The following is a 25,426-nucleotide window of genomic DNA, read 5'->3' on the forward strand; positions in this document are numbered from 1 at the left end:
TTATGTTCTCTCCGTTTTGCTCAGCCACATGTCACGCATAGAACCACGAGGTACCTGCATTGGGTATACGTGCTCAAACGGATCAACTGCGATATCCATGAATACCATACGATCTTTCATTGCAAAGGCTTCACGCATAGCACCTTCAAGGTCTTCAAGACGCTCAACGCGGATACCTACATGACCGTAAGACTCAACCAGCTTGATGAAATCAGGAAGAGACTTCATGTAAGACTGAGAGTGACGAGACTCGTAGTTCATATCCTGCCACTGACGAACCATGCCCAAAGACTGGTTGTTCAAGCAGATAACCTTAACCGGAATATCGTACTGATTAATGGTAGATAGTTCCTGAATGTTCATCTGGATACTACCTTCACCTGTTACGCATACTACTTCTTCATCAGGGAAGTTCAGCTTAACGCCCATAGCAGCCGGAAGACCGAAGCCCATCGTGCCTAGACCGCCAGAGTTAATCCAACGATTTGGCTTGTTAAACTTGTAGTACTGCGCAGCAAACATCTGGTGCTGACCTACGTCAGAACAAACGTAAGCATCGCCATTAGTCACTTTGCTAAGCATTTCGATAACTTGCTGAGGCTTCATTAGCTCAGAGTCATCTGTGCGGTAGCGACCACCGTGACGCGCACGCCATTCATCGATCTGCTCCCACCAAGCTTGCAGGCTATCAGCGCAAGGCGCTTTCTTAGCCGCACGCACCTGTTCTAGCATCTCTTTAAGAACAGCTTGAGCTGGACCTACAATTGGTACATCAGCTTTGATCGTTTTAGAGATCGAAGCTGGGTCAATATCAATATGAACGATCTTAGCTGTTGGACAGAACTTATCTGTACCGTTAGTTACACGGTCATCAAAGCGTGCGCCTACAGCCAAAATCATGTCACTGTGGTGCATCGCCATGTTTGCTTCATAGCTACCGTGCATGCCCAACATACCGATAAACTGCTTATCAGTTCCTGGGTAACCACCCAAGCCCATCAGCGTATTCGTTACTGGGTAGCCAAGCTCTTGAGCTAGTTCAATCAGTTCAGCACTCGCATCACCTAAGATTACACCGCCACCTGTATAGATAACTGGGCGTTTGGCAGCCAAAAGCATATCTACTGCTTTTTTGATCTGACCTGTGTGACCTTTAGCGATCGGATTGTAAGAACGCATTTTTACGCTCTTAGGATATTCGTATTCGTAACGCTCTGTAGGCGTAGTCATATCTTTAGGGATATCGACTACAACCGGACCTGGACGACCACTTTCAGCGATGTGGAATGCTTTCTTAATGATTTCAGGAATATCTTGCGGACGCTGCACGCTGAAACTGTGCTTAACGACCGGACGTGAAATACCGATCATGTCGGTTTCCTGGAAAGCATCTTCACCGATCAGGTGTGACATAACCTGACCCGTAATAACCACCATTGGAATAGAATCTGTGTATGCAGTAGCAATACCCGTTACTGCATTTGTTGCGCCTGGACCAGACGTAACTAGTGCCACACCCGCTTTACCGGTAGCTCGTGCGTAAGCATCAGCCATGTGTGTAGCTGCCTGTTCGTGACGGACCAGAATATGTTCGACTTCGTCTTGCGTAAAGATTGCATCATAGATGTGCAGCAATGCACCACCTGGATAGCCGTAGATGTATTTAACGCCTTGATCACGAAGCGCGCGAATTGTCATCTCTGCGCCTGAAAGTAATTCCACTTTTCTCACCCTCTAACGACGTCAGTGTCTCGTTACTGACGAAATTAACAGTTTTTGTTTCTGTAACGTTGAACGTGCCTGTACCAGACAATATTTGTTGAATCTCTAGCGATCTCACTCTGAACCATTCCAGGGGTAGAGCTGCAGGTTCACGTTCGGGTGTGTGCCGGTGTTGGGGATCGCCCAACCGACAGACCTTTGAGAAACGGCCCTCAGAAAGCTGTCTCCCTGAGCTTCGGGTTGTCCTACACACTCAAGGCCTCAAAATTCGAGGCGGAAATTATCTCACATAGGTGCTTATTTTTTCAACTAAAATCATGCTGCACCTGCGGAATAACGGGCGATTAGCGTCAAATACTATGCTCAATTTCAGTATCGGGTTATAGTTTTGCTATGCAGAACTCAGAACAGAGCCTTTATACTACCCTTCATCGGCTCTGAATGTACGTTTACAGGAGATCCCTATGAGTATCGCTGAGATTAAAAACAAAGAGCGTGTAATCAACGAATTGATGTCTTTTATCCGTAAAGTATTAGTTGAACCGGATATTAGTGAGAAGGCGTTAGAGATTGCGCGTGAACACTTGAATGATGAAAACGCGGCTCAAGTAATTGCTGACAAGCTTTCTGCGACAACTAATATCAAGATTCCACTAGAGCATAGCGAAGCAGATCGACTTTTCTTGGAAGTTCTAATCGATGTAATTAAGGATGAGCAAGCGCTGTATTAAGCGATACTCCTGTAATAAAAAAGGCTGCATTAAGCAGCCTTTTTTATTTAAATAACAATAAGTTATTTTTTCCCAAGACTAGAAATATAGCTTGTTAGCACTTCCAGTTTTTCAGGGTCATTATCCATAAACTGAACATCGACACCGATAAACGTCGTTTCGATACTCTTTTCGTTAGCCGCAAGAGAGCTGACATAACCATTCATCTGCGCAACCTTGCCACCTTTAACTTGCTCGATATCCACTACCACTTGCTCAAGCAGGTTAGGAATTCCCTCTTCACGCTTCACCATGATCTTAACTTGTTGAAGAGTGATATCTTTGATAGCACATCGAAGTACGCCTGAAGAGATTCGTAACTGAGCCAAGCCTTTTGGTTTCTTCGCCGCTTTTGGCGCAGCAGCACTTTTACCGGTAGCCAACATTTGCGCTGCTTTACGGCGTGATGCAGCACTAGATTCGATACGTTTACCTATATACTTCTTAACTTTTTCAACAAGCTGCAAGTCTTCGAAAGGTTTCCCCATATAATCATTAACACCCGCCTGGATCGCTTTAAGAACGTAATCACGTTCGCCGCGGCTGGTTACCATGATAAAAGGGATATCGCTGTAATGAGGCTGTTTCCTAGCCCAATTTAGAAGGTCTAAACCAGACATGCCCGGCATCTCCCAATCACACAATATTAGATCGTAATTGGTTGCTTCCATTTTCGAACGGCCATCATCACCGTCTTCCGCAGCATCGATTTGATAATCAGGAAAATGCTCTTTCACTATACGTGATACATGATCACGGATGAAACGCGCATCATCAACAATCAGCACTTTGATTTGACTCATTCTACCTCTAGTCCTTTTAATACAAGAGGATATAGGCTGCTGAGCAGACCAATAATCCACTACTGCTTTCAAGGTTAACTCTTTCAGAATAGCCGATTAGAAAGAGAAAATGAAAGACTTATTCAGCAATAATGCGTATCCCTCAACGACTAGAACGACTCTCGATAACTATACATTTGGGATCCTCAACATCGGAAACTGAGCTTTCAAAGAAACTAAGATTTGCTGTAGCTGCCCCAAATTTTTGAAGACCAGAATAGTATCCTTATCTCCAAAGTAAGGGCCCAAAGCTCCCGGCAAACCATATCCAACCTTAAAGATCGACCTATTCGTAAGACCAGTACATTCAAAGTACCCTGGCTGAACTGGAAATATCCATTTCCCTCCTCTCCATAAAGGAGGTGCTGAAGCCTGCGTAACCAGACATACCTTAACCTGCTGCAGAACCAAAGCATAACCATTTCCAAAGTTAGGATGGCTAAAAGAAATTATGTTGGCCACCGGCGACCTACCTATTCCACTGGTAACGTAAGCCCAACTATCATCAAACTTTGATCTATAAGCAAAGACAAGTTTACTGGGATCCGTATCATCGACTTGCCCGTCAAAAACATAACTATTCGTTATCCTTCTAGGATTAACCAAATCATAATAAGGCTCGAACGAAAGGTTATAAATTAGAGGCTGCAAATAATCAGCTACAGGAGAAGAGGAATAATTAATAGAATAAGGAACACTAATCGGCTGAGGCTCTGGTTGAACTGTCGGAGCCTGTTGTACTGTTTTCCCCGCACAAGCAGACAAAATCCCAACTAAAAGTAAAATCGTTAATATTCTCACTGTAGTTTTCCCAGTCAATGATCAAACTACACTTTAGAAGTGTTACCCTTCATGATCAATATGTACGATATACAAAATGCTGAGCTTCTTTATAGTTAGGTAAAGCAGGGACCGTCAGCACAGGAAATTGCCTTTTCAGGGATACAATGACTTTCTTGAGCTCATTCGGCTTTCTAAAAGTTAAAACAGTATCTCCCTCTGAATAATAAGGGCCTAGTAATCGAGGAAACTCAAAGCTACCTTTAAAAATACTGCTTCGGGCTGAACCAGTACACTCGAAATACCCAGGTTTGCCAGCAAACACCCACTTTCCGTTTTCCCAAACAGGTAAACCTGAAGCCTTACTGACCAGACAGATCCTTACTCCCTTAAGCACAAGGACATAAATCGGGTCTCGTCTATCACTCTGTACCACAAAGGCATTAGCTGAACTTTGAGGAGCTACACTTGTGGTGAGATAGCCCCATTGGGCCCCCTCTTCTTTTTTAAAACCTAGAATTGTTTTTCTACGATCCGAGGAATTAATCCTGCCTTCATATTTATAAAAGCCTCTCAGTTCTTCACCGTTTTTAATACGGTAGATACTTCTCTCTGCAAGGTTTTTTAATAAAGGATGAGCGTACCCATTGTAGAAACCAGCTTGGGGTTGTTTCGAAAGGTTTACACTTAACGGTATAACTCTGTACTGAATACTTGAATCTAATACATCTTTTGTCACTGCGGCCTTGGCATTAGTTACGGAAAAAACGCTCAAACTTAAAACAATACAAACAACCAACTGATACTTCACAGATCCCCCTATACAATCTGACTAATTCAGTTATTGTTCGAGGATACACTAATGAACAAATAACAGCCAAACAGTCGTTTAAATCATTTGTTTTTCTTTACATTAACCAGATCTATTCTTGCCAATTCAACCAAGGATATCGACCTCTCCCAATAAACCTTTAGCCGCGAAAAGACTATGTATAATACCCATCAACTTACGCCGCCTAATTTTTAAGCAGACAAGGGACTCCCATAAAAAAGCCAGCTAAAAAGCTGGCTCTTCTTCTAAAATACAACTAAATCTGCGGATCAACGAAAAACAAAACTGCCTTGTTCAACATCAACCGCAATTTCAGTACCCGGTACATAACGACCAGAGAGTATCTCCTGCGCTAACGGATTCTCAATCCACTGCTGGATCGCTCGTTTCAACGGTCTAGCACCATAGATAGGTTCAAAACCAACATCCACCAGCTTATCCATCGCTGTTGAGGTTAGTGTCAGGCTTAGATCACGTTCGGCGAGACGCTTCTGCAAACGCTGCAGTTGGATCTTGGCAATACCGGCCACCTGATCTTTTTTAAGACTGTGGAAAACTACTACTTCATCAATTCGGTTAATTACTTCTGGACGGAAGTGCGTACCAACCGCTTCCATAACAGCACTCTGCATCAGCTGGTAATCGTCATCATCACTAAAGTTCTGAATCAGATCAGAGCCCAAGTTCGATGTCATCACTACAATGGTGTTGCGGAAATCAACAGTCCTGCCTTGGCCATCGGTCAGACGCCCATCTTCCAGCACCTGTAGTAAAATATTGAAGACATCAGGATGGGCTTTCTCTACCTCATCTAGCAACAGTACAGAGTAAGGTTTACGTCGCACAGCTTCGGTAAGGTACCCCCCCTCTTCGTAGCCCACATAGCCTGGAGGCGCACCAATCAAACGTGCGACTGAATGCTTCTCCATAAATTCGGACATATCGATACGCACCATCGCTTCTTCCGTATCAAACAGGAAGCTAGCTAACGCTTTACATAGTTCCGTTTTACCCACACCTGTTGGGCCTAAGAAAAGGAAAGAGCCATTAGGACGGTTGGGGTCAGCTAGACCTGCGCGAGAGCGACGTACCGCATTAGACACAGCGATAACTGACTCTTCTTGACCGACAACCCGATCATGCAGGGCTTGCTCCATTCGAAGCAGCTTTTCACGTTCACCTTCCAGCATTTTGCTAACAGGGATACCTGTCCAGCGTGCTACAACTTCTGCAACCTCCTCTTCAGAGACTTTGTTACGTAGAAGCTTAGCTTCCTGCTGCCCTTGTTCTTCCGCTTCTGAAGCGACAGCTAACTGTTTTTCTAACTCAGGGATTTTGCCATATTGAAGTTCTGACATTTTCTGCAGATCGCCAGAGCGAGTGTGCTTTTCAAGTTCGATACGTGCTTGATCTAACGCCTCTTTTATCTTCTGCGAACCTTGCAGCGCCAGCTTTTCTGCTTTCCAAACCTCATCTAGGTCAGCAAACTCTTTTTCGACATTAGCAATGGTGCTTTCTAGCTCTTTTAGGCGCTGTTGCGCGGCACTATCTTTCTCTTTTTTAAGTGCTTCGCGCTCCATTTTTAGCTGGATCAGGCGACGCTCAAGGCGGTCCATATCTTCCGGCTTAGAATCCATCTCCATACGGATACGGGATGCAGCTTCATCAATCAGATCAATAGCTTTATCCGGCAACTGTCGATCTGTGATGTAACGCTGCGATAGCTTAGCTGCAGCAATAATCGCAGAATCGGTAATATCAACACCGTGATGCACTTCGTAGCGTTCTTTCAAGCCACGAAGAATCGCAATCGTTGATTCCTCATCCGGTTCATCAACGATGACTTTCTGGAAACGGCGCTCAAGGGCAGCGTCTTTCTCGACATATTGGCGATATTCGTCAAGGGTAGTCGCACCAACACAATGCAGCTCCCCACGAGCTAATGCGGGCTTCAGCATATTACCCGCATCCATTGCGCCTTCACCCTTGCCCGCTCCAACCATGGTATGCAGTTCATCGATAAAGAGGATAATTTGCCCTTCTTGTTTGGATAGTTCGTTCAATACCGCTTTAAGGCGCTCTTCAAACTCTCCACGGAACTTAGCACCCGCAATTAATGCACCCATATCTAGAGATAAAACTTGCTTACGCTTTAACCCTTCCGGCACTTCGCCATTCACGATTCGTTGAGCTAAGCCTTCAACGATGGCCGTTTTACCTACACCAGGCTCACCAATAAGCACTGGGTTATTTTTGGTACGACGTTGTAAGACCTGAATGGTACGGCGAATTTCGTCATCACGTCCGATGACAGGGTCTAGTTTGCCTGCTTCTGCGCGCTCAGTAAGATCAATACAGTACTTATCCAAAGCCTGACGATTATCTTCTGCATTGGGGTCCTGCACTGACTCCCCTCCTCGAATTTGATTAATGACCTGATCTAGCTTTTGCGGGATAACACCCGCATCTTTTAAACATTTACCCGCGCTGGATTTATCTTCAGCTAAAACCAATAGAATCAATTCACTTGCGATATATTGATCGCCTTTCTGCTGGGCAAGTTTGTCTGCTTTGTTGAAAACCCGTGCCACATCCTGTGAGAAACGCAATTCACCATCAGGATTTTGAACTTTAGGTAATTGCCTAACGGTTTGATCAACATGATTTTTAAGTGCATGAGCATTAGCACCCGCTTGTTCTAGCAACGCTACTGTTCCTTGCTGATCAATCAATGCACTTAAAAGATGAATAGGTTCTATGTAGTTATTATCTAACCCAACCGCTAATGATTGAGCATCAGCCAACGCTTCTTGAAGTTTGGATGTAAATTTATCAGGACGCATACAACCTCCACATAGCTTTTAAAGAACCTGTATCTGACAACACAACAGCGTGCTGTTTTTGGATACTAGGTTATCGGTATAACAGAGGTATGGGGACAAGTTAGAACAGCTTCAAGGGCTAAGCGGTCAAAAATTAGACAGAACTTATATAAAATAGACAAGCATCATGAGGGTAGCAGATCTAAAAATCGCTGCTTATTTTCGTCTATATATTCTCTTAAATAATGCTGTCGAGCATCAGAGTCACAAAAGCAGATCAATATGGTATCTGCATCTAGCTGATAGCCACTGTAGTGATGGTCCCCTACTTCCATATGCGCTTCATCATAACCATCATCATTTTGCGCTGCGCTCTTAAATATGTAGAGCAATGCCTGCTTAGCAACTGCTAAATGTTTCTTATATTCAGCAGGGAAAGTAGATACTTTTACGGCACCTGACGACAACAGACAGCCTTGCAAGATTAACTCTCGCTCCTGCATTTCACGCCAGATAGTCATTTTCTTTACTCCATTGCAGCAAATCACTCGCCTGCTGGCGCAGTACCGGTAGAGATATTTCGTTATCAGAACATAAGCAAAGTGCCTGTTCTTGGTCGGTAAACATAGAAAGGGTTTGGACTTTAGGGCCAGCTACAACAACGTTACTGACCTCCCCCATAAATGCAGCTTTTTCCGCCAACGCTTTGGAAAGCTTATTGACGCTTTTAAGTAGTGCTTTACGAGACTTACTATCTATATTAGAGCAGAGAATCTCTTGATTTTCATCGAGGTGCATAGCCCCTAATACACCACGTTTATTCATTGCAGCGTCAAGCAGGGTTTCTTCATAAACTGGCTTATAAAAATCCAAGGAGAAGCCATTGTTACCCAGCAGCCGATCACAAAGCTCATCCCATTGGACATTAAGTTCTACCGCAGAGATTAACTCTTCAACAACCCCCAAAACAGCACGGGGATCACGGGCATCAAGAAACATCACCGTTGCCATCAATCCCATTTCCCTAACACACGCCTGATAATCTTGAATTGAAGGATTTGGCTCTACATCGGAGTGAGTCACCGCAATAATTAAACGACGCTTTTGGATATACTCACGGAACTCTTTTGCGTAAAAACGGATATCGCGGAAAGGGTCTTTTCGAGTGTTATCCACCAGCAAAACCATGCCAATGGCATCGTGGGCAAATTCACAAGCCAACATTTCCCACATAAAGCGGAAGCGTTCTTGGCCTGGAGTGCCGTAAAGGTGTACACGCGCTTGATCGTGCAGATCCAGTACACCGTAATCCATAGCTATTGTGGTATTTTTCTTACGGCGAACCGTAACATCACTGGCACGCGCATCGGTATCTAGTGTTTCAATATCACTTAAGGATCGAATAGCTGTAGATTTACCTGAACACACTGACCCTGTGAAAAGGATCTTGTAGTTTTGCATGCACGCTTTCCTTGTCTAGATAAGAAGGTAACTGTAGTTTACAACTCGCTACTTGAGCCTCAGCTAAAAATTTCCTCTACTTATACAACCAGCTCAGTCTGAGCAGATTGCAACTCAAGCATCTATTGTGCAGCGCAAAATGACAATTATTATAAAGTCGACATTAGGCTATTGATTGATCAGACTCAATCATGAACATTCTATGCTTATACAAGAAAGAAAGGCTTTAGGACTCCAGTTTCTTTGCTACTTGTTCCCGAAGAAAAGCAGTATGCACTTCTCGAATATGCTTTCGCACCAGCGCAATATTAGAGTCTTTCGCCGACAGACAAACCAAAATCAATCCTGGCTTTAATTGATAGCCACTAATGCGGCGATCACCTATCTCAAGATGAGATTCATTATGTTTGGTTCGCATTTTTGCTACATTAGAAAACACATAAATAAAAGCCTGTTTTCCTATAGTCGCATGGTTTTTATATTCAGCTGGGAAGCTGGAAGCGACAACCTCTTTGCCGCTTAGCACCATACTACACTCGATAACCCCAGGCTTATCAACCTGAGTCAGTAGCTCAATCATTGATGGCTCCACTGCAATAGATCAGACGCTTGCTGTTTAACCACATTCAGACTTAGACCTCGATCAGAACACAATCCCAATGCCTGCTCCCTTTCAACGAATACTGATAAAGTTTCTTGATTAGGCCCACATAATACTAGATCGTCTATACGCCCCATAAAAGCTGCTTTATTTTCCAAAGCAGCTACAAGATTAACCATGGAACGAAGTAGTTCTTTATTACTTTGATTTCTAACACTAGCGCTGAGCACTTTACGATCAGCTCCCAGATGCATGGCTCCTGTAATCCCCCGCGTATTCATTGCTGCATCCATAAGAGATACATTATCAATGGCTTGAGATTCTGGTTTCTTTCCTTCAACAAGATCATCATCAGAATCAGGCATTGTACTGTTAACCTCAAGACGTTTGCTCATGCCTTCCCAATCAATGCCTTTTTCTAGACTGCCCACCAGTTCTTTAACAATATTTAAGACTGATGAGGGGTCTCGAGCATCAATAAATACAACGGTAGTAAAGAGCCCCATTGCTTTTAACTCACTCATGTAATAATTATGATCAGGATCACTTTCTATATCGGAGTGAGTCACAGCAATAATCAAACGACGACGAATAATAAAGTCGCGAAATTCTTCGACATAGAAACGAATGTCTTTGAAAGGGTCGTTACGGGTATTGTCCACCATGAGGATCAGCGCTTCGGCATCATGCACCAAATCACTCATCATAAGCTGCCACATAAACTTGAAACGCTCTTGTCCCGGCGTGCCATAAAGATGCAGTTTAGACGTACTGTTTAATTCCAGTATCCCATAATCCATAGCTATGGTGGTTTTTTGCTTTCTGCGAATGGCTGAATCACTGACATTCGCATCCGTATCTACAGTTTCAATATCACTCAACGAGCGGATTGCTGTCGTTTTCCCTGAACAGACAGAACCGGTAAATAAAACTTTATAATCAGACATCTAAATCCCTCAGTGCTCTATAAAGCTATTTGAGCAATAAACCCTTGTACAAAGATTGCCATTTCAGCAGCATCGCACTAGCCACAAAAACCGCCGTTACAGGGTTTGATTGGATAGATTGGTAATTAACTAATTCTTAGCCGAAACCACGAAAGTTTCAACCATTCCAGCAGGATAACTTCCCCTCTAATCACTTACTTTATCCGCACTATTGCACAAACCAGACTTACATCTCACATAAAAGGTCACCATACCAATTCCGTTGCTAGTTCATCTGAAATTAGAAAATTTGAACTCCATTGTTAGATGTAGAGGAAGCATTAGGCTATAAACAGGTCATACCCCTACTCAAAACAGGTAATTGCAATAACAACCTTCTCAGTATATTAATGGGTTCTTTACTACCTGAATAATAAATACAAAAAAGTAAGGTGTGAGATGTACATCCGGTTTAATGATATTTCAGAACTTGTTTCTGCAATCGGAGGCGAAACGCTCAAGGATCAAGAGCATTGGTTAATTTTTCTTGCTGATAAGCATCAAGATGATCTCGATAACTTAGTCGAACAACTTAACCTTATACAGTGCAAATTCTTTGGCGCAGTATTCCCCGGTTTAATCCACGGCAAGCGCATGCTCTACGAGGGCGCGTTAGCTATTAAAGTCAGCTGTCTAGGCACTCCCATTGTTTTGCCGATGCCTTCGGAAGAAGAAAAAATTTCTAACCTACCCAGTTACAATGACATTCCTGAAGAGGGCGCTACTTGCCTAACCCTGGTTGATTGCTTATCCCCACAAATCGACAACCTGCTTAACCAACTTTATAACCGCTATAGCAAACGCTGTAGCTACTTTGGTGCCGGTGCAGGAAATCATGAACTAAAAGCCGATGCCTGTATTTTTGGGCCTTGGGGCACAAAAATAGACGCAGCATTAGTTGCTATTATCGACCAACCTAGTCGCAGCATTGCAAAACACGGTTGGGTTAGACATTCAGGACCATTTGTTGCTAGCAGAACCACAGGTAACGTCCTCCACGAACTAGATTGGGAAGATGCGGAGACAGCTTACCGGAATTCCCTTCCCTCTAAACTGCAAGGGACTCCGGCTGAACGTTTTTACAAAGATGTTACACCTCGATACCCATTTGCTGTTGAACACCCTGGTGCAGAAGATGTGGTTCGAGACCCAATAGCTCTTTGCGGCAGTAATGACGTAATGTTTTTATCAGACATTCCCCAGGGGGCACTTATGTACCTTGTAGAAGGCACCCCAGAAAACCTCATTGAAGCCGCGCGAGAAGCGGTTGAAGAAACCATGTCAAACAACACATCTGGGGTTTTAGTCTGTGATTGTTTATCAAGAACAGTAGCACTCGATAGTCAATTTCCAGCAGAACTGCGCACAGTTTATGAGCAAGTAAACCAAATAAACCCAGGCACGGATGTCTCCGGTATATTAGCCTTAGGTGAAATAGCAAGTAACGGCGAGCGTCCGGTAAACTTCTATAACAAAACCTTCGGCATATGCAGTTTCTATGAGTAAAGCTCCAACAGACTTAAGGTCTGATATACAGCGGATGTACGAATTATCATTGGCTGTAGGAAATAGCCTAGACCCTGATCAGGTATGCCAAGAATTCACTGCATCCCTTATGCGTCAAAGTGAAATAACGTTTCTTGGCATATGGCTGTTACCGGAAAAATTTACTCAATCAGCACAAGAATATAATCTTTATTTCGCCTTCCCTTATAGTAGATCTAAAGAAACTAAGCTTCCCTTTAACCACCCCGCCATTTCACTTCAAGATGATGAGGACTTTTGTTGCTACGATTTAGCAACAGCATCCCCAGAACAGCTCGCTGAGAAGCACTGCGCAGAGGGAAGCGCCGCTATATTCCGTTTAGGGGCGCTAGGTTATGTACGCTTGTTACGAGACAATAGTTACTTCTCGCAAAAAGAGCTACGTCAGTTAAGGCCCATCATCGAAAAGCTTTTTGTGGCTTTAGGTGGTGCCCTTGCCTATAAACAGCTACATAAGGAACGATCATTCCTTGATTCCTTAGTGGACACTATTCCCGAATTGGTTTGGCTTAAAGATCCAAACGGAACCTATTTAGCATGCAACACCCGTTTTGAAGAGTTCGTTGGTGCTCTGGAGCATGAGATAGTTGGTAAAACAGACTACGACTTTGTCGATAAAGAACTCGCCGACTCTTTCCGTAAACATGATCAAACCACACTAGAAATTGATAGAACAAATACCTTCCAAGAGTGGGTAACTTTTGCCAACGATGGTCACCGCGCTTTGCTAGAAACGACTAAAACCCCTATGAAATCAACTTCTGGGGAGCTGGTAGGCGTGTTGGGTGTTAGTCACGAAATTACTCAGCTACATGAAGCTCAAAAAGCGTTAAGCACCAGCGAAGCAATTTTTCGTAGCTATTTTGAACTCGGCTTGATTGGTATGGCCTTAATTACCACCGATGGTGATTGGATCCAAACCAACGCTTATCTCTGCGAAATGCTTGGTTACGAACCGGAACATCTACAGATTACGCCACTATCAGAATTGATCCATCCAGATGATCAGACCAATTTTAACCTGATGTGCGAAAGCTTATTAAATGATGGTGCAGACCATATCCGTCATGAGATTCGTTTACTTAGCTACTCTGGACCTGTTGTTCATACAGAGATAGCCATGAGTGCACAAGAGAGCACAGAGGGGCATATCAATCATTTTGTCACGCTCATTTCCGATATATCTGAACGTAAACGCACCGAACAACAGCTTAGATTAGCTGCAAGTGTATTCGAGCATGCCAGCGAAGGTGTGATGATCACCAATGAACAAGGGATCATTCTAGATGTAAACAACGCCTTTTATCAGTTAACAGGCTACAACGCGGCAGAAGTTATCGGTCTCTCCCCCAGCATATTAAAATCAGGCCATCACAGTGAAGAGTTTTTCGCTGCCATGTGGCAGAGCCTCAGACAAAATGGGCACTGGCGCGGCGAAGTGTGGAATCGCAATAAATCTGGAGAAATTTACGCTGAACTACTTAATATTGCTGCGGTAAAAAGCCCTAACGGGGATACCACTCATTATGTAAGCATCTTCTCCGATATTACACAGCTGAAAGAGCATCAGCATCAATTAGAAAAAATGGCGCATTTTGACGCCCTAACTCAACTACCCAACCGCGTTTTACTCTCTGACCGCTTACAAACAGCACTTCAACACTGCAAGCAGCACAAACAGATGATGGCAGTTGCTTATATCGATTTAGACGAATTCAAACCTATTAATGACACTTATGGGCATGATGTTGGTGATATGCTTCTAGTCGAAGCAGCTAAACGTATGCAGAAGACATTAGGCCCCGAGCAGGTTATTGCGCGACTCGGTGGTGATGAATTTGTTGTAATTTTAACGCAACTAAAAAATGTCACACACTGCCAAGGGATTTTAGCGAATTTAAACCGAACTCTGGCAATGCCTTTCCAAATAAAGCAGCGCCATCTCTCGATATCAGCCAGCATAGGCGCGACACTTTATCCAGATGATGATTCCGACGCGGATACCATGATCCGTCATGCAGATCAGGCCATGTACACTGCGAAACAAACAGGTCGTAACCGCTATCACTTTTTTGACCCTGCTGTAGATCGGCAAACCCAAGACCAACACAAAGCTCAAGATGAAATTCACGAAGCACTTATAAATAGGGAATTTGTGCTGTTTTACCAACCAAAGATCAACATGCAAACAGGTGAAGTTTATGGAATGGAAGCGTTGATTCGCTGGCAGCATCCAACGCTTAACCTTTTACCTCCTGATAGTTTTCTACCACATATAACCAACCCAGATCTTGCTACCAAGCTAGGTTCTTGGGTGATGAATGAAGCGATACGACAACTACGTGTTTGGAGGGGTGCAGGGCTTGAGCTGTCCACTAGCATCAACATTTCAGCCGAGCATTTACAAAACCCAGCGTTTCCAGAGCAATTAGCCGACCTACTAGAGAAATACCCTGAGGTTCCGCCAGAAACGATCGAATTAGAAGTATTAGAAACTACTGCGTTTAATGATGTCAGTGCAGCCCGCGACATTATCGATAAATGCCACCAGTTGGGAATAAAATTCGCGTTAGACGACTTTGGTACAGGCTATTCTTCTCTAACTTATCTTCGCAAAATTCCTGCAGATACAGTAAAAATTGATCGTAGTTTTGTTATGGATATGCTGGACGATGATGAAGACAAAACAATTGTTGAAGGCATAATTGGGCTAGGTAAAGCCTTTAATCGTGGGGTCATAGCCGAAGGCGTAGAGAGCGCCGAGCATGGCCGCTGTTTAATGGCACTCGGCTGCAACCATGCGCAAGGCTACGGCATCGCCAAACCGATGCCAGCAGATCTGATCCCCGATTGGCTAACCACGTTTAATTTGAGCCAGCACTGGAAATAAACAAGCCGAATCAGCTTATTTCGAAATCAAAATACTGATTTGGGAATGGTTCATCCTGCAAGGTAAAGTGCCACCACTCTTGATGAAAAGGTACAAAACCATGCTGGACCATTACTCGTTGCAGTAACATTCTATTCGCACGCACCTGCGCAGATACCGAGTTTGAATCAAACCACGATTCTGGGCCAAAGAAATCAAATTCCGTCCCCATATCGAGTTCTTCCTTGGAATCCAAATCGATCAATGTCAGATCAACCGTACTGCCTCGCGTGTGGCTGGAATGCCGGATAAGGTACCCTTTACTGAAAAGCTCTGGACGCTGCAATGTGGGAAAAAATCGCTCCTGCGTAGGGTTAGCACCGTCTTGGTCGCACCATGCAATAAACTGATCAACTGAGCGCTGAGGTCGGTAGGCATCAAACACTTTTAGCCCTAGACCAAATTCAGCGAGTGAGTGTTGAACCCTTTGTAAAGCCAACGCAGCAGGCTTGGTTAAAAGGCACGTCTCTCTCAGATAACCGCAAACTGACTCACCCACAAAGTTATCACCGGTAAAATATTTAAGATCGATAACAATGCTGGAGTCGACATCTAAGAGATCAACAAAGAGTTCGGGCTTAGTCGTAATTAAATCCACGTTATTCAATCCAGATAAGACTTGCCATACGGCCCGTAACACCATCTCGACGATAGGAATAAAACCGTTCTGCATCAGTATAGGTGCAATATTCTCCGCCAGAGACAAAATTTACACCAACGGAGTTTAGCCTTTGACGGGCTAACTGATAGATATCTGCTAGAAACTTCCCTGACGAACCTTCGACAGGAGTAAAAGCTTGATTAGCCTGCGCCTGGACCGCGACAAATTGATCTCGCACTTCTTGTCCTACTTCAAATGCATCTGGGCCTATGGCCGGGCCTAACCAAACATGCAAATTTTCTGGCTTTTGGAAGCCCCCGACAGCTTGCTCCAAAATACCATCCAACAGCCCTCGCCAACCGGCATGCACTGCAGCAACACGCTTTCCATCACCATCAGCAAACAGTACCGGAAGGCAATCAGCCGTCATCACAATACATGCCTGGCCTTTATCTTGGCTCCAGCAACCATCCGCTTCCCGGCAAACACCATCAACTTTAGCTTCGATGATATCAATCCCATGAACTTGCGAGAGCCACTGAGGATTACGCTGTAAGCCCAGCTCATCAATCAAAATCTGCCGATTTTGTTTGACGTGCTCGGGATCATCTTTTACGTGATCTCCCAGATTTAAACCTTTATAGGCACCACCACTCACACCATCGAAGCGTGTAGTGGTAAAGGCTTTTACCCCTCGGGGAGCATTCCAATCTGGGAGAATCAATTGCATTTAATTACACCATTTCATCTGCATGAGCATCTAAGTCAGCCTGAAGTAGCGATAACAGATGCTGAAAATCATCGGGCAGATCCACTTCCCAAGAAACAAGCTCACCTGTTTCTGGATGCCAAAGTTCAAGCTTTTTGGCATGAAGGGCTTGGCGTTTAAAATCACGCAGGCCTTCAATCATCTCATCACTACAACCTTTAGGTAGACGGAAACGACCACCATAAAGCTGATCACCTACAAGCGGGTAATTGATATGCGACATGTGCACACGAATTTGATGGGTACGGCCAGTTTCAAGCTTCAAACGGATATGAGTATGGGCACGCATTTTCTTTAAAACACGATAATGCGTAGTCGCTTCTTTGCCTACCCCAACAACGGCCATCTTTTGGCGGTTTTTAGCGTGACGCCCCATAGGCTCATCAACCGTACCACCACCAGTCATTACACCGTGAACTATAGCTTCATACTCACGCCCCATCGAACGCTCTTGCAACTGATCGACCAGCTCCGTTTGAGCTGCAATGGTCTTCGCAACCACCATCAAGCCAGTAGTATCCATATCTAGACGATGAACAATACCCGCACGAGGCACTTGGGCGATATCAGGGCAGTGGAACAGCAGTGCATTTAGTAAGGTACCGTCACGGTGGCCTACAGCAGGATGCACAACTAATCCGGCCGGTTTATTAATGACTAAGATATGATCATCTTCGTAAACAATATCCAGTGGGATATCCTGCGGCTGATGATCTTCGATCATCTCCAACTGAGTATCGATAACGATGGTTTCTCCCCCAAATAATTTATCTCGAGGGCGCTTTACTTCGCCATCAACTTTAAGAGAACCATCTTTGATCCAGCCCTGTAGACGTGAGCGGGAATAATCGGGAAATAGCTGCGCTACGGCCTGATCCAGTCGTTTACCGACAAGATCATCTTCGATACGTGCTTCTAAATGTATTTGATCAGACATTCGAACCTGTCAGAACTTTCTAATTGATATGTCTGGGTCTGTTAACAGGCCCTATCAGTTATGGTTAAATAGGCCGTTGAATTGCATATAGCCTCTTTCTGTCCAGTATAACCGTTCGGGCAAGAGACTACACCGGGATTAATATAAAGATGCGTATTACCAAGAGTCTTATTGTTGCTTTATTCTGCCTAATGACAGCAGCTTGTTCATGGTTCGAAGACATTCAAGAATATCCAGATGTTCCTGAACAGCAGTTGTATCAAGAAGCTATCACCGCATTGGATGACGAGAGCTATGATGTAGCTATAGAAAAATTCCAACTTCTAGAAGCTCGTTACCCATTTGGCCGCTTCTCTGAGCAAGCGCAATTAGAATTGGTTTACGCTTATTTTAAAAACTATGAACCTGAAGCCGCACGAGCAGCAGCTGATCGTTTCATCCGCTTGCACCCGAATCACGACAACATTGATTACGCATATTACCTAAAAGGTTTGACTGCGTTTGAACAAGATATTAACTGGATTACTCAATACTTACCTGTTGATGAGACTAAACGTGATCCAGGTGCAGCCCTAGATTCTTTCGAGAGCTTCTCAACACTGGTTAGCCGCTATCCAGATAGTCAATATTCTCCTGATGCACAAAAGCGTATGGTTTACCTTAAAAACCGTCTTGCTGCTTATGAAGTCCATGTAGGCCGCTACTACATCCAACGCGAAGCTTTTGTTGCTGCTGCTAACCGTGGACGTTACGTCATTGAAAATATGCAGGAAACACCTGCTGTACCTGATGCATTAGCGGTCATGATTGAAGCCTATACTCACTTAGGCCAGCAAGACCTTGCCGCAGACACACAAGCCGTATTGGCGAAGAACTTCCCTAACTACCAATACACGCCTATTTTTAAAGGCGAGAAAACCTTATTTGATGCAGCAACATTTGACCTGTTTAGCGACACTAAAGAGCCTCCTGTTGCGACTCCTGTTCGTATGAACGAGAGTACTGATGCACCGAAACCTGATCGTTCTCTCTTCAGCACCATAACGTTTGGTGTATTTGATGATGAAGACGATGAACAGAAGAAATAACTAAGAACAATATAAAGGCACCTTAAAGGTGCCTTTTTTGCCTCTTAGGGAACCATAAAGAGAAATAAGAGAGATAAATATGCAGGCAGCAGCGATTATCAAAGAGATGCAGGTACTACCTGAAATCGACCCTGCTAAAGAAATTGCACGTCGAGTAAGCTTTATTAAAAACACACTTAAAGCTTCTGGCCTCAATAACCTTGTACTCGGCATTAGTGGCGGCGTGGACTCATCCACCTGTGGCCGACTCGCGCAATTAGCAGTCAATGAACTAAACGAAGAAAGCGGCGAGAGCAGATATCAATTTATTGCTATGCGCCTGCCTTACGGCGTACAGAAAGATGAAGAAGATGCGCAACTAGCACTTCAATTTATCCAACCATCACAGTCTATAGCGGTTAATGTAAAACCTGGCGTCGAAGGCATACATACAGAAGTCACAGCATCACTCGCTGAAGCACAACTCAATCAGGCCTCAGAGGGCGCCGTAGATTTCGCTAAAGGCAACGTAAAAGCACGAGCACGAATGATCGCTCAGTACGAAGTTGCAGGTATTGTAGGCGGCTTAGTCATTGGTACTGATCACTCAGCAGAAAACATCACAGGCTTCTATACCAAGTGGGGAGACGGTGCTTGTGACCTTGCACCGCTTTTTGGCCTGAGCAAACGCCAAGTTCGCCAACTGGCTCACGCTTTAGGTGCGCCCACACTACTTGTAGATAAAACACCTACCGCGGATCTTGAGTGCTTAGAACCTCAAAAAGCTGATGAGCAAGCACTAGGCCTAAGCTATGATCAAATTGATGATTTCTTAGAAGGCAAGAGCGTTGAAGTGGAAGTAGAGCAACGCATTATCGAGATCTACAATCGCACACAACATAAACGTCAGCCGATTCCAACCATATACGACTAAGCATCGCTATAAAGCCTGCAAACAATGTTACTGTTTTACAGGCTTTATTATTTTCTTTATCGATCCATTCTGTATGGATCAGCAGAGATAATTGTATCTCGACCTAGCAACATATCGGCAAGTAGTCTAGTAGATGCTGGCGCAAGCACTAAACCATTTCTAAACTGGCCAGCGTTGATAAACACATTGTCCAAGCCAGTAACCTCTCCGATAAAAGGGATACCTTCTGGCGAGCCAGGACGTAAGCCAGACCAATGATGTTCGACCTCATAGTCAGCCAACGCAGGAATAATATCTAACGCAGTTGCATGTAAGGATTTTGCAGCATCCTCGGTTGTGCGTTTAGTAAAACCTATACGCTCCATTGTACTGCCCACCAGCACTCGACCATCATTACGCGGTATCACATAGCGTCCGCCCTTTAAAATGACACGATTTACCAAACCCGGCTTAGCTTTAAACAACATCATTTGTCCGTGGACTGGCTCTACTGGTAGCTCCCTATCTAACATTGATAGCAACTCTGCACTCCATGCACCTGCAGCAATAATTACTTTATTAGCACGAAGCTTATGCTCTGATGTTTCAACGCCAACAACTTGGCCATCTTCAAGCTCAAAACCTTTTACTTCTTGGCTTTCTAACAGCGTCACTCGCGGGTTTAGCACTAGGCTTTCACGTAGGGAACGACCTAAACGCGGGTTACGGATACTGCACACCTCTGGCATCCATAACCCCTCCTCCAAACCAGAACAAAGATTAGGCTCTTTCTGGTAAAGAAAGTCGGCATCCACTTTACGTAAAGGTCGGTGATATTTTTGCGCCCAATCTAGAGCATCCTGCTGATCCTCTACAGACACCATCAACATCCCTTTTTGACGAAGTTCAGGATCAAAGCCGGTTTCATCCAAAAGATCTTGCGCTAGATGGATATAACTACTTTGCGACCAAGTCGCCAGTTCAGTAACCGCATCAGGGTAACGCCAAGGATATAAAGGCGAAACAATACCACCACCCGCCCAAGAAGATTCTTGTGCACACATTTGGCGATCTAACAACGTGACATCAGCATTGGCTTGAGCAAGCTCTCGCGCCAACATCATACCGATCACGCCACCACCGATTATTAAAAAGTCAGACATCTAATTTCTCAATTGTCTTAAGTTACTTACGGATAAAGCTATATTACAAAACCAAGAAAGGGGATGGAAAATTATGAAAGTATGGAAACCAAAAGAAAGCAATACACCAATTAGAGATAATTAAGGGGATACACATTCATGTATATCCCCTTCCTCTATAAATGCATTCCGTTTTAGAGCTTAAGGAGTATCTGTAACAACAAAATCCTTTCCTGATGTCACATCCGCTGTCACTGGACTTAGTGAGAAATCATACTCCAATGGTGCAAAGTCAAACGAAACAACAGCACCAGATACAACCGAAGGAGTCACAGTACCGTTCCAAGAGTAATCAACAAAACAGCTATAGCCAAGAATTTGATCAGCCAACACTTCTAACTCACATTGCTGCGCAAAATCGGGCAATGGATCAACCCCAACCTCAATTGTGGATAATAATCCCTCAGCTCCTGAAGCAACCGACGACACGTCCAACTGTCCGGATATTTCATAGGCTAGATTAACATAACCCAGCACTTTTTCTTCATCGGGTATAGTGACGGTTACTCCATCTGTGTATGAATAATCATCTGTACTAAGGCTCGGATAACCTGCTGGCACATTATTCAATGCCGTCAGAAAGTCACTACAATCTTTATTACCATTGGTATTAATTACCAAAAAATGTTGGTTTAAGAGATTTCCTGAAGTGTTTAAAAGAGATGATTGAGTATCCTCTACATTAGTATCAACTTCAGAATACATATAGTAATAACCTAATCCTGGCGCTGCGTTCGACGCCGCTAGGTAGGGTCCTGGCCCATTAGTCGTAGTAAAACGAACAAGGCCTGATTGACCAATAACATCTGAAGATTGAATGGTTCCAGATACAGTCGCTGGATCAATACCATAGTATTTATACTCTCGCGGTGATATACAAGCGCCAGGTTTGTTAGAGCCCTGAGCGTCTGGTAACAATAATGCGATTGTTCCGTACCAGCCCTCTCCGAATAGACATGTATAGCCGATATCACTGCCTAATTCATATACAGCGCAGCCACCACCTTCAGAGGTTAATACGTTAGGCGATGCCTCTAAATCTTCATAAGAAACCGAGACACTACTATCCACATATATATTGCCTTTAATAGAAAAAATTGGGCTTGATAAATCAACTAATTCAATGACAGTAACGACTTGGTCACATCCGGCATCACCATTGATACATTCATCATCAGTAATCTTGATACCATACTTATTATCAGCAAGTTCAATCCAATCACCTACAGATTTAGTCGCATCATGCACTTCATCTGATGTTTCTCTGGCCGTAGCAACGGCTGAACCTGAAGGCCTTTCAAAACTACCTATACTCTCATCAGTACCTGTACCTGCTTGATCGCTAGAGTCAAATGACGATTTTGGATCATTCCAAACCAAACGAGAATTCAGGGATACAGACTCCGCATTTCCAAGTGAATCAGTCCATGCAACATCAACGCCTAACATATAATGCGTTTGAAATGATGCTGCCGCAGTCGAGGCTAATGAATAAGAAACTGTATAAGCTGTGTTGCCCACAGTAACATTCGTGGATTCAGGATAAGATGCCAATGCCAAGCTAGCATAGCTATTTTCTAAAATTACGACTCTCTCTTGCTCAAGTTTCTGCTCTGCTAATTTAACTGCAACAGCACGAGCCTTAGAGTTCCCACTTTCAGTGACTAACTCACTTTGAAAAAGCGCTGCCCCAATAAGACCTATTGCTACAATAACAAATGCAAGCAAAGCCTCAATTAGTGTAAAACCTTTTTCATAACGATTTTGATACATATTAACCACCTTTCCTCAATCCCTCGAGAGCTTACTCAATGACCCTTACCAATCCTTCCAGCTCCCACGTATAACTTCCTTTGTATTAATTTGATCTAGATTATCAACCACTTCCTGATCGTAATAAACGTTAGCTGTACCATTACCCATGTCTAATTCACCTTCAGAAACAATGCCACCAAAGATGTCCACAGTGCCATTTACTCTATCAACATTTCTCGCAATAATAAGTCCGTAAACATCTGGCCCTCCACTCATCCTTAAATCACCATCGACAACAAGGATTACAGGATTAGCTGAACTACCAATCGTTCCTCCAGTAAGCCGAGCATCATTCAAATGTATTAATTGCCCTTCAATGTCAGAAGCATCGGCATCCCGCAACTCATTACCGGTCATGCTCAAACTGGCAGAGGCAACCAGCTCATCTAAAGTCCGCCCGAAGAAATTTTGAGTAAACTCATCTGCAGTAACATTGGCCATATTGGTATCACCATCAATCACATCAGGCCCAGTTGTGTTTTTTGTCGTGCTTTGTATATATTCAATATCGTCTATGTCATTTCCTGTCGCAGTTAAATGCCTTGAAAGATCATCAACCGTACCATCCCATGTATCACCGGAAAACCCTGTCCAATCTGGATCCCTGATATAAGTATCCGCAGACCCCCAAGAAGTAATGTCATCACCCGCCCAAATGTTTAAATTGGTAAAACCATTAAAAACATTCATATTACCTGAAACATTCACATATCCACGCGCGACGATAGGGAGGTCGGGAGGGTTAGGGAGAAGAGGTAATTCCCCGATAAGAACACTGATAGAACGATTGATCAGCCCATCATCGCTGCGACCAACTGAATCAATCTGAATTAAAGACATATCTGCGTCACTACTGGCATCAGATAGCAAGACCGTAAAACCAACTCCGTCACCCCAGCTAACGGTTGCCCCCGAAACACTAAGATCTAAGACAGAGTTATTATCTTGATCGACTCCTACTCGAGAATAAGCTATTGCGTAATCAATACCAGCCTGGGCAGCATGAAATGCCTGCTTTGCACGATATTCATTTGCAACAATTTTCTTTTCAGTGATGACTGTTTCAGACGTAAAAAAGGACACACCTAGAACAATAACAACCATGACTAGAGCCAGAACTAATGTAGCTGCTCCTTTTTGGCGACCTATTCTATTATCTATATGATTATTTATTTTAATCTGCATAGAAGTCATTCCGAATTTTAACTGATTCCTGAACCGTTTTAGTCCAATCAGTATCATTTATAACGGATGCAGTAATCGTTATATCTATTTCCCTTACGGAACCAACTGCATTAGTACCTACATTAGAAGGGCAAGCTGCGCTGGCTTCATTAACAATACATAAAGAACTATCGGTTATAGACATCGCATTTACTGACATAAAGTTCTCATCAGAAAGCCTTTCCCATGTTCCTGTAGAGCAGGATGTCATACTAGTTCCTGACGTTTTCACCCAAATAGACGATGCTGAAAACCGCACCCCACTATGCTCATTTGTACCAATAAGACCATCCCCATCGACATCATAGTTATAAAGAGCACAAGATGCGCTGACTAAGTTAAAATCTTCACCCATATCATCATAAGGTGAGGATAATGCCCCACTCTGAACCCAATGCCCCGCTCGTCTAATATCATCAGCTATAATCGTTGTTATTGCCGCGAGCTCCTGATTTAGACGAGCACTGTAAACCACATCCCTACTACTTTTAAATGCGATAATAAATGTGTAAATCGCTCCAGATACAACTATAAGTCCAACAACCAAACCGATCATTAGTTCGATTAATGTGACACCTGCTTGCTTGGAAGGCACCTCTTGAAACGTTTTCATTATGGGCATCCTGCATAAATGTCCAAGGTATCTGAGCACAAACGTACTCGACCAATGGTGCTCAAAACCACTTTCGCATCACCATATCCGGGATAATTCAAAGTAATTGTCCCGTTTTCCATAGAAGTAGATCTCGGCGACAGAAAACCTGAATCATCACTTGTTAAATTCGTTGATAACTCAACGCTTGGGTAATCGCTGCCTGTAACATATCTAGCCGGTGCAGAATTGATGGTGCACAAAGCAAGAGAGGCCGCAGAAGAGCAATCACATGCAGCGGTATCACTTATACCCATGCACCAACCTGCAGCACCTGTACCTTTAAAAGCAATATAGATATCAGAACCATTAGAGATAGACTCGCTACGCGCATATTGAATATGCCCGTAAACTTTTTCCGCAGCTCCGGTCAGCTCAACCCGTTCTTGAAAATCATTTAAACTAGGTGCAGCAAGGGAAATTAGTATTGCCAATACAGCGAGCGTTACCATCAACTCTATTAGAGTAAAGCCTTTATATGTATGCAGCTTATTCATCTATCTTTCCCAACAGTCCGCATCAGCAAACCCACTCCCATAAACAGGTCCATTCTGCGTGATGCGAAACGAACCACATGCATCATTAGTTTGAACACCTGTCGGAGCTGCGGTAACGGTATAAGAACTAGCCCCTGTACTGCTGATAGTAATATTATAGTAACCTTCCCTTGAAGTAGAACCGTATGCTAATGATGCTGCCGTTGCATAAGCCACATTATTTGCTCTCCATTTTTCTTGTTCTAATCTGATATCAGCAAGGCTCGCCATAGCATCACCACGCCTCGCCTTCTCCACGAATGACTGATAAGCCGGATAAGCGATAGACGCAAGAATAGCGACAACAGCTACTACAATCATCAGTTCAATTAAAGAAAACCCTGATTGAAGGTTTTGATTTCCTTTCATTTTTTTCATTCCTAAATACGCACCGAGTATGCAGTTTAACGATTAATAGCA

23 protein-coding genes are annotated in these 25,426 nt (G+C 43.7%); 5 read left to right on the forward strand and 18 right to left on the reverse strand.

The window, feature by feature from the left end; all coding sequences use genetic code 11:
• A complete protein-coding gene (locus ACMXYU_RS15510; RefSeq protein ID WP_415899396.1) occupies positions 1 to 1,722 on the reverse strand; it encodes an acetolactate synthase 3 large subunit in 1,722 nt (573 codons plus the stop codon).
• A gap of 464 nt (positions 1,723 to 2,186) precedes the next feature.
• Between ACMXYU_RS15510 and ACMXYU_RS15515 the strand changes: the two genes are divergently transcribed.
• Entirely contained in the window at positions 2,187 to 2,453 is a 267-nt protein-coding gene (locus ACMXYU_RS15515) for a hypothetical protein (RefSeq protein ID WP_415882664.1), read from the forward strand.
• A 62-nt stretch (positions 2,454 to 2,515) separates the two neighbouring features.
• Here the strand turns inward: ACMXYU_RS15515 and ACMXYU_RS15520 are convergent, their stop codons facing one another.
• The 8 genes from ACMXYU_RS15520 to ACMXYU_RS15555 form a co-directional block, all read right to left on the reverse strand.
• Complete coding sequence (locus tag ACMXYU_RS15520) at positions 2,516 to 3,295, reverse strand: response regulator (protein WP_415899397.1); 780 nt, start codon at positions 3,293 to 3,295, stop codon at positions 2,516 to 2,518.
• A 168-nt stretch (positions 3,296 to 3,463) separates the two neighbouring features.
• Entirely contained in the window at positions 3,464 to 4,135 is a 672-nt protein-coding gene (locus ACMXYU_RS15525) for a hypothetical protein (protein ID WP_415899398.1), read from the reverse strand.
• Positions 4,136 to 4,190: 55 nt separating this feature from the next.
• Complete coding sequence (locus ACMXYU_RS15530) at positions 4,191 to 4,925, reverse strand: hypothetical protein (RefSeq protein ID WP_415899399.1); 735 nt, start codon at positions 4,923 to 4,925, stop codon at positions 4,191 to 4,193.
• Positions 4,926 to 5,215: 290 nt separating this feature from the next.
• On the reverse strand, positions 5,216 to 7,789 hold the full coding sequence (gene clpB, locus ACMXYU_RS15535; RefSeq protein ID WP_415899400.1) for an ATP-dependent chaperone ClpB: 2,574 nt from the start codon (positions 7,787 to 7,789) through the stop codon (positions 5,216 to 5,218).
• A gap of 164 nt (positions 7,790 to 7,953) precedes the next feature.
• Entirely contained in the window at positions 7,954 to 8,289 is a 336-nt protein-coding gene (locus tag ACMXYU_RS15540) for a hypothetical protein (protein WP_415899401.1), read from the reverse strand.
• Positions 8,273 to 9,229, reverse strand: coding sequence for a GTP-binding protein (locus tag ACMXYU_RS15545; protein ID WP_415899403.1), 957 nt, complete (start codon positions 9,227 to 9,229; stop codon positions 8,273 to 8,275). The genes ACMXYU_RS15540 and ACMXYU_RS15545 overlap by 17 nt, the downstream gene beginning before the upstream one ends.
• Before the next feature lie 226 nt (positions 9,230 to 9,455).
• Positions 9,456 to 9,809, reverse strand: coding sequence for a hypothetical protein (locus tag ACMXYU_RS15550; protein ID WP_415899404.1), 354 nt, complete (start codon positions 9,807 to 9,809; stop codon positions 9,456 to 9,458).
• Entirely contained in the window at positions 9,806 to 10,777 is a 972-nt protein-coding gene (locus ACMXYU_RS15555; protein ID WP_415899405.1) for a GTP-binding protein, read from the reverse strand. The genes ACMXYU_RS15550 and ACMXYU_RS15555 overlap by 4 nt, the downstream gene beginning before the upstream one ends.
• 438 nt (positions 10,778 to 11,215) lie before the next feature.
• On the opposite strand from ACMXYU_RS15555, the gene ACMXYU_RS15560 reads away from it, so the two are divergent.
• Together ACMXYU_RS15560 and ACMXYU_RS15565 are read left to right on the forward strand one after the other, a co-directional pair.
• The gene (locus tag ACMXYU_RS15560) at positions 11,216 to 12,322 is read left to right on the forward strand and encodes an FIST signal transduction protein (protein WP_415899406.1); all 1,107 of its coding nucleotides are present in this window, start codon (positions 11,216 to 11,218) and stop codon (positions 12,320 to 12,322) included.
• Positions 12,315 to 15,251: an EAL and GGDEF domain-containing protein gene (locus ACMXYU_RS15565; RefSeq protein WP_415899407.1), complete on the forward strand. Its 2,937-nt coding sequence runs from the start codon at positions 12,315 to 12,317 to the stop codon at positions 15,249 to 15,251. The genes ACMXYU_RS15560 and ACMXYU_RS15565 overlap by 8 nt, the downstream gene beginning before the upstream one ends.
• Before the next feature lie 10 nt (positions 15,252 to 15,261).
• On the opposite strand, the gene ACMXYU_RS15570 is transcribed toward ACMXYU_RS15565, so the two are convergent.
• From ACMXYU_RS15570 to rluD, 3 genes are read right to left on the reverse strand one after another with little or no spacing between them, the layout of a single operon-like run.
• Entirely contained in the window at positions 15,262 to 15,888 is a 627-nt protein-coding gene (locus ACMXYU_RS15570) for a M15 family metallopeptidase (protein ID WP_415899408.1), read from the reverse strand.
• A gap of 1 nt (position 15,889) precedes the next feature.
• Complete coding sequence (gene pgeF / locus ACMXYU_RS15575) at positions 15,890 to 16,621, reverse strand: peptidoglycan editing factor PgeF (protein WP_415899409.1); 732 nt, start codon at positions 16,619 to 16,621, stop codon at positions 15,890 to 15,892.
• A 4-nt stretch (positions 16,622 to 16,625) separates the two neighbouring features.
• Positions 16,626 to 17,597 carry a 23S rRNA pseudouridine(1911/1915/1917) synthase RluD gene (gene rluD, locus ACMXYU_RS15580; protein WP_415899410.1) on the reverse strand — a complete coding sequence of 324 codons (972 nt, stop codon included), beginning with the start codon at positions 17,595 to 17,597 and terminating at the stop codon, positions 16,626 to 16,628.
• Between the two features lie 149 nt (positions 17,598 to 17,746).
• Here rluD and ACMXYU_RS15585 point away from each other — a divergent pair, with 149 nt between their 5' ends.
• Positions 17,747 to 18,685: an outer membrane protein assembly factor BamD gene (locus ACMXYU_RS15585; RefSeq protein WP_415899411.1), complete on the forward strand. Its 939-nt coding sequence runs from the start codon at positions 17,747 to 17,749 to the stop codon at positions 18,683 to 18,685.
• Between the two features lie 79 nt (positions 18,686 to 18,764).
• A complete protein-coding gene (nadE, locus tag ACMXYU_RS15590; RefSeq protein ID WP_415899412.1) occupies positions 18,765 to 19,598 on the forward strand; it encodes an ammonia-dependent NAD(+) synthetase in 834 nt (277 codons plus the stop codon).
• 56 nt (positions 19,599 to 19,654) lie between these two features.
• On the opposite strand, the gene thiO is transcribed toward nadE, so the two are convergent.
• From thiO to ACMXYU_RS15620, 6 genes are all read right to left on the reverse strand, one after another.
• A complete protein-coding gene (gene thiO, locus ACMXYU_RS15595; protein ID WP_415899413.1) occupies positions 19,655 to 20,740 on the reverse strand; it encodes a glycine oxidase ThiO in 1,086 nt (361 codons plus the stop codon).
• 180 nt (positions 20,741 to 20,920) lie between these two features.
• On the reverse strand, positions 20,921 to 22,552 hold the full coding sequence (locus ACMXYU_RS15600; RefSeq protein ID WP_415899414.1) for a type IV pilus modification PilV family protein: 1,632 nt from the start codon (positions 22,550 to 22,552) through the stop codon (positions 20,921 to 20,923).
• Positions 22,553 to 22,597: 45 nt separating this feature from the next.
• Entirely contained in the window at positions 22,598 to 23,779 is a 1,182-nt protein-coding gene (locus ACMXYU_RS15605; protein WP_415899415.1) for a PilX N-terminal domain-containing pilus assembly protein, read from the reverse strand.
• Positions 23,769 to 24,431, reverse strand: coding sequence for a PilW family protein (locus tag ACMXYU_RS15610; protein ID WP_415899416.1), 663 nt, complete (start codon positions 24,429 to 24,431; stop codon positions 23,769 to 23,771). Before ACMXYU_RS15610 ends, ACMXYU_RS15605 begins: the two co-directional genes overlap by 11 nt.
• Positions 24,431 to 24,967, reverse strand: a complete 537-nt coding sequence (locus tag ACMXYU_RS15615; RefSeq protein ID WP_415899417.1) for a GspH/FimT family pseudopilin — start codon at positions 24,965 to 24,967, stop codon at positions 24,431 to 24,433. Before ACMXYU_RS15615 ends, ACMXYU_RS15610 begins: the two co-directional genes overlap by 1 nt.
• Positions 24,968 to 25,375: a type IV pilin protein gene (locus tag ACMXYU_RS15620; protein ID WP_415899418.1), complete on the reverse strand. Its 408-nt coding sequence runs from the start codon at positions 25,373 to 25,375 to the stop codon at positions 24,968 to 24,970. It lies immediately after the preceding gene.
• Positions 25,376 to 25,426 lie beyond the last annotated feature (51 nt).

It is taken from the genome of Neptuniibacter sp. QD48_11, assembly GCF_047778095.1.
Classification (GTDB): Bacteria; Pseudomonadota; Gammaproteobacteria; order Pseudomonadales; family Balneatricaceae; genus Neptuniibacter.

Excerpts from the sequence above, each read along its gene's own strand:
- ACMXYU_RS15515 (WP_415882664.1), top strand. The coding sequence starts at position 2,187 with ATGAGTATCGCTGAGATTAAAAACAAAGAGCGTGTAATCAACGAATTG.
- ACMXYU_RS15520 (WP_415899397.1), bottom strand. The coding sequence starts at position 3,295 with ATGAGTCAAATCAAAGTGCTGATTGTTGATGATGCGCGTTTCATCCGT.
- clpB (WP_415899400.1), bottom strand. The coding sequence starts at position 7,789 with ATGCGTCCTGATAAATTTACATCCAAACTTCAAGAAGCGTTGGCTGAT.
- ACMXYU_RS15540 (WP_415899401.1), bottom strand. The coding sequence starts at position 8,289 with ATGACTATCTGGCGTGAAATGCAGGAGCGAGAGTTAATCTTGCAAGGC.
- ACMXYU_RS15545 (WP_415899403.1), bottom strand. The coding sequence starts at position 9,229 with ATGCAAAACTACAAGATCCTTTTCACAGGGTCAGTGTGTTCAGGTAAA.
- ACMXYU_RS15550 (WP_415899404.1), bottom strand. The coding sequence starts at position 9,809 with ATGATTGAGCTACTGACTCAGGTTGATAAGCCTGGGGTTATCGAGTGT.
- ACMXYU_RS15555 (WP_415899405.1), bottom strand. The coding sequence starts at position 10,777 with ATGTCTGATTATAAAGTTTTATTTACCGGTTCTGTCTGTTCAGGGAAA.
- ACMXYU_RS15560 (WP_415899406.1), top strand. The coding sequence starts at position 11,216 with ATGTACATCCGGTTTAATGATATTTCAGAACTTGTTTCTGCAATCGGA.
- ACMXYU_RS15565 (WP_415899407.1), top strand. The coding sequence starts at position 12,315 with ATGAGTAAAGCTCCAACAGACTTAAGGTCTGATATACAGCGGATGTAC.
- pgeF (WP_415899409.1), bottom strand. The coding sequence starts at position 16,621 with ATGCAATTGATTCTCCCAGATTGGAATGCTCCCCGAGGGGTAAAAGCC.
- rluD (WP_415899410.1), bottom strand. The coding sequence starts at position 17,597 with ATGTCTGATCAAATACATTTAGAAGCACGTATCGAAGATGATCTTGTC.
- ACMXYU_RS15585 (WP_415899411.1), top strand. The coding sequence starts at position 17,747 with ATGCGTATTACCAAGAGTCTTATTGTTGCTTTATTCTGCCTAATGACA.
- nadE (WP_415899412.1), top strand. The coding sequence starts at position 18,765 with ATGCAGGCAGCAGCGATTATCAAAGAGATGCAGGTACTACCTGAAATC.
- thiO (WP_415899413.1), bottom strand. The coding sequence starts at position 20,740 with ATGTCTGACTTTTTAATAATCGGTGGTGGCGTGATCGGTATGATGTTG.
- ACMXYU_RS15600 (WP_415899414.1), bottom strand. The coding sequence starts at position 22,552 with ATGTATCAAAATCGTTATGAAAAAGGTTTTACACTAATTGAGGCTTTG.
- ACMXYU_RS15605 (WP_415899415.1), bottom strand. The coding sequence starts at position 23,779 with ATGCAGATTAAAATAAATAATCATATAGATAATAGAATAGGTCGCCAA.
- ACMXYU_RS15610 (WP_415899416.1), bottom strand. The coding sequence starts at position 24,431 with ATGAAAACGTTTCAAGAGGTGCCTTCCAAGCAAGCAGGTGTCACATTA.
- ACMXYU_RS15615 (WP_415899417.1), bottom strand. The coding sequence starts at position 24,967 with ATGAATAAGCTGCATACATATAAAGGCTTTACTCTAATAGAGTTGATG.
- ACMXYU_RS15620 (WP_415899418.1), bottom strand. The coding sequence starts at position 25,375 with ATGAAAGGAAATCAAAACCTTCAATCAGGGTTTTCTTTAATTGAACTG.